Annotated in this window: 6 protein-coding genes and 1 pseudogene; 1 reads left to right on the top strand and 6 read right to left on the bottom strand. The window is 39.7% G+C overall.

Annotation, left to right across the window (positions count from 1 at the left end):
• Nucleotides 1-348 (bottom strand): hypothetical protein (locus Xbed_RS18090; protein WP_086114230.1); only part of this gene is annotated, 348 nt, incomplete at its 3' end.
• A 233-nt stretch (nucleotides 349-581) separates the two neighbouring features.
• Here Xbed_RS18090 and Xbed_RS20360 point away from each other — a divergent pair.
• Entirely contained in the window at nucleotides 582-773 is a 192-nt protein-coding gene (locus tag Xbed_RS20360; RefSeq protein ID WP_086114229.1) for a toxin-antitoxin system HicB family antitoxin, read from the top strand.
• Nucleotides 774-954: 181 nt separating this feature from the next.
• Here Xbed_RS20360 and Xbed_RS18080 read toward each other — a convergent pair whose 3' ends face one another.
• The 5 genes and pseudogenes from Xbed_RS18080 to Xbed_RS18060 all read right to left on the bottom strand — a co-directional run.
• Entirely contained in the window at nucleotides 955-1,164 is a 210-nt protein-coding gene (locus tag Xbed_RS18080) for a helix-turn-helix domain-containing protein (RefSeq protein ID WP_086114228.1), read from the bottom strand.
• Between the two features lie 234 nt (nucleotides 1,165-1,398).
• Complete coding sequence (locus Xbed_RS18075; protein ID WP_086114227.1) at nucleotides 1,399-2,814, bottom strand: site-specific integrase; 1,416 nt, start codon at nucleotides 2,812-2,814, stop codon at nucleotides 1,399-1,401.
• Nucleotides 2,815-3,183: 369 nt separating this feature from the next.
• On the bottom strand, nucleotides 3,184-3,462 hold the full coding sequence (locus tag Xbed_RS18070) for a hypothetical protein (protein ID WP_086114226.1): 279 nt from the start codon (nucleotides 3,460-3,462) through the stop codon (nucleotides 3,184-3,186).
• The gene (locus tag Xbed_RS18065; RefSeq protein ID WP_086114225.1) at nucleotides 3,455-3,871 is read right to left on the bottom strand and encodes a type II toxin-antitoxin system HicB family antitoxin; all 417 of its coding nucleotides are present in this window, start codon (nucleotides 3,869-3,871) and stop codon (nucleotides 3,455-3,457) included. Before Xbed_RS18065 ends, Xbed_RS18070 begins: the two co-directional genes overlap by 8 nt.
• Before the next feature lie 55 nt (nucleotides 3,872-3,926).
• Nucleotides 3,927-4,062 (bottom strand): annotated as a pseudogene (locus Xbed_RS18060) (type II toxin-antitoxin system HicA family toxin); the annotation flags it as partial.

The following is a 4,062-nucleotide window of genomic DNA, read 5'->3' as shown; positions in this document are numbered from 1 at the left end:
AACAGCCGCTTGAAGCGCATGATAAACGCCCTGATTGATATCACAGGCTAACGCAATCAGGTTATTTAAATCGATAGAACATTCATCCTTGGCTTTTTCCAGAATGACGTAGAATAAAGAAGTCGCCAGCTTTGTATTGTGCATGGCTTGAGACAGTGAAATAGGCGATCTGCGCTCGTATATTCTGACTATTTCAACATTGAGGGTTTCATCATCTGGCATACCGGCACTACGAATACCCTTGGCGGCTTTTTCCGCACCGCGCAATGTCTTGTATTTGTAGCGGACAGTGGCTTTTTTTACCTTGCCTGTACGCTGGTTTGTGGTGGTGACGATAATTTTAAACATGGCTTACCCCCTGAATGGAGATAGGGCACGTAGGATGAATTTTAGATAAACGGGCTTTGCCCTTTCTGGTTAGAAAGGTATATTGATACATAGCTACCTCGATACTGTGATTATCGTGGGTGGTTAGCCCTCTTTCAGTGTTGATAGCACTGTTAGGGGGCGTTGATTTTATAGGCTTCACCATGTTAAGGTGACCACCTGATATAGATAAGGTTAATTCAATAGGTGACCACTTGTCAACGATAAAACGAGACAAAAGCCCAAAAGGTGATGGACAATCTCCACAATTTAGAATGCGTATATCACCAGAGTTAAAAGTACAATTTGAAGATGCAGCCCAAAAATCAGGAATGAGCCTGGCAAACTGGCTTAAGACTTTAGGACGTAAAGAGTTAGGGCGATTAGGTATAGAACCCAAAGGCTGATCTGAATAAACCTCATTATTTTTGATAATCCCTTGAGTTATACATTTAAGCAAAATATTAAGGATAGCATTCGCCATGCTATCCTTTTCTTTTTTTGTCCAATTAACCATTCTACGTATAGATAAACTCCTCGATACCTGATTTTCGGCGTGAGAAAATATAAGCATTCTTATTTTCCCTGTTACGCTGTCTGCACGCGACGGGTGGATGCTAAATAACCATCAAGATCTGACCTAAAATAAATAACTTTACGACCTACCTTATGATATGGAATTTTTTCTTTTCCGGTATGTGCCCAGTTAGCAAGGGTTTGTGAGGTAACACCAAGATAAATTGCGGCTTCTGCTCTGGTGAATTTTTCTAAAATTGCTGAGGAAGAATGTGCTTTCATTTTTATCACTATGTATTATGAGTTATCAATAGTGATAGATTATTTATAAATGCTAATTCAAAATAGCAGTTCACCTTGTATAACGCCGTGTACAGAAATGGAGAAAAATCTCTTCTATAACAGAACCATTAACCGAACAAATATTAAACTTAATTTGTTTGTTTAATAAACAGGCAAGCAAACTGAATTACTATTACGAAACCTTATCTAATTCCCTTTCTTCATAATTTATTTTTAAGCATCCTGTTCTGATAATTGAAAAATAATTCTTCTTTTTTCTGTGTCACTCATTCCATCCAATATAGAAATAATTTTCTGTTCTAAGGTCTCGGCATCTTTCAAGATACCGGCATGCTTTAATATAGCTCGTTCTATTTTCCTAGCGGGTTCTTGAAGCTCATCTGCTGAATAGTGCAAATATCCTTGAGTTACGTCAGCACTTCTTAATGTACGGTGATTCATAAGGCGCTTTAAAATATAAGAGCCAACTCCTGCTAATTCAGCAATGCTACCAAATGTTCGGCGAGCATCATGACACTTAAACTCTATTGGCTGTAAATTTTCAAGATTAGGGTCAGATATTGTTGCTTTCATTATCTGCTCTATCACACGTCTTGGATCAGAGACAATTCCCCCTTTAGTACTAGGGAATACATAAGGGTTATCGTTCTTACGTAATTGTGAGCGTTTTTGAAAAATAGTTAATAGAGTATCAGTTATAGGAAGTTCTAATGGATCACCATTTTTAGTTTCATCTATCCAAAAAAACCGACCACCAATATTGACTCTCTCCCATTCAAGTCCAAATACTTCCGCTCTACGCAATCCGGTAAAAAGAGCTACATTAAGCGCATCACATACAGAAAGAACCATATTATCTAGACATTCTTCTGCATCTTGGCGAACAGACTCTACAGCATCTAACCAGCGACCCAGATCATGATTCCTGATTCTACTGGTTCGCCTTTTAGTACCATGCCAACGTCTTTTAGTACTTAAAACAGCAGTTGGCGGATCAGGCAAAATAATTTTTGCATCCGCATCGCGGAAATGGTCTTGTGAAAATCGATAGACTGCTCTCAAATATCTAGCCCATAAATCAGCACTGGATTTTGAACCAGAAGCAACACCAGAACGTTTTAAACTTGAAGGATCACCAAACCAAACGGTGCCTTCAGTAATATCTTTATGTCGTTTTTCCACCAGTTCGCGGCTAATATTGGCGATAGGTTTCTCCAACCAGTCACCAGAATAATTAAGAAGCGCTGATCGATATTGTTTCTTGGTTTTTTCCTTAATTTTTTTATCTCTGTTAAATAAGTAAGCATTTAAGGCTTCCTGCAATGTACTTTTACTTACTGCTTCTTCTTTACGAATGTCATTAGGATTGCGGCCAGTTGTAGCAACCTCCCTTAATACCTCAAGGGCTTTCGTTCTGGCCATTTCTACAGTCAGGTCAGGAAAACGCCCTAGTGTAGCACGGTAGAATTTACCATTACGCTTTTTGGTTACACAAAAACTTTTCTTACCAGATGCGCCGACACGTAAACGTAAGCCATTAATAACTGTATCTCGGTATTCATCTTGCTTACCCTGTTCGGGAGTTGGTAGGGATTCAATAACGCTTTTCGTAAATTTAAAGGCTTCCATTTTTTACCTGTTGAACTAATTCCGTTATGAATTAATTGTTTTTTTAGAATCCTAGGATTCCTATAGGATACCATAACGAGGTAAAAATGGGTATTTAAGGGTAATCTGTTATTTCATATTTATCTGATAATTAATTGTTTTTATACGAAAAGTAGTAGTAATTATATAATATAAGCATGACTCTTAATCAATTGGTCGGGAGTTCGAGCCTCCCACGACCCACCAATTATCTATTGTTAAACCAGTTAGTTAAGCCACTCTATGATGAGTGGCTTTTTTTTCATTTCTTAGCCAATGGCGACAAAGTGGCGACAGGGATTTTTTGATAGTTCTCCATGGCAATTCTTTAGTGATTATTTTTAGCCCAATCTAACTAAACGTAAAATTCTTTTCGGTCAGTGAAAATATATTTACTGATTCAATTGATTTCAGTTTCCCAATGGCAGTAAGACCGACGTCGGGTTTACGTTTATTTCGTGGGGAGGATTGTGCAACATGGGCACGACGCAGCAATGTGATCCAAATTAACCGCAGATGGTCAGTGATTTGATGAGCAAATGGCGCGGTGTGCGTCTGGTTGCGTTTTGTGAGGGTATGAAAAAGGCCACGGTTTAACGCAGCCTCTTCATGGTGATCTTCGTTACTCAATAGACAACGTTAATTGATGCCCAATAGCGGTTGCCGCCTTAGCCACCGTATCAATCTTGGTCGAATGATGTAAGTCAAAGATACGGGTCACTTCCTGCTTTTTCACCCCCATACGGTTGGCTAACTCAATTTGCGTTAATTTGGAATCAACAAACGCATTGAGCATCAATACCTTTGAGGCCACGCTTAAGGGCACATCGACATAATCATCATCTTGCCCCACGGAGTGAGGAAGCGGGATTTTTTCATTATCTTCAAAATAAAATTCAAAGGACGTGATTAGCGCATCAAGTGCCATCTCTAGCGCTTCTTGCCGTGTATCCCCTTGAGTTAAGGCCTCGGGGATATCCGGGAACGAGACGAAATAACCGCCCTCTTCGACTGGCTCTAATATTACGGGATATCGCATAGTATTTGAGGGTGAAGCCTGTGCGAGAACTCGCCTCCTGAGAGACGGGTTTTTACTACAATCCTAACTGCTTAATGATTGCTTTCCTCAGTGCTCTTTTATCTCATGGCTGGGATGCCTTGGCATGACGCTGTGCTTCCCCTTGTATCTCAGTTTCAGATGGTTTGTCCCGTTTGAAACTTCGACGCCCT

Source organism: Xenorhabdus beddingii, assembly GCF_002127545.1.
GTDB lineage: Bacteria > Pseudomonadota > Gammaproteobacteria > Enterobacterales > Enterobacteriaceae > Xenorhabdus > Xenorhabdus beddingii.
This window is presented reverse-complemented; position numbering and strand designations above follow the sequence as displayed.

Coding starts and splice junctions, on each gene's coding strand:
- Xbed_RS18080 (WP_086114228.1), bottom strand. CDS start 1,164: ATGAAAGCACATTCTTCCTCAGCAATTTTAGAAAAATTCACCAGAGCA.
- Xbed_RS18075 (WP_086114227.1), bottom strand. CDS start 2,814: ATGGAAGCCTTTAAATTTACGAAAAGCGTTATTGAATCCCTACCAACT.
- Xbed_RS18065 (WP_086114225.1), bottom strand. CDS start 3,871: ATGCGATATCCCGTAATATTAGAGCCAGTCGAAGAGGGCGGTTATTTC.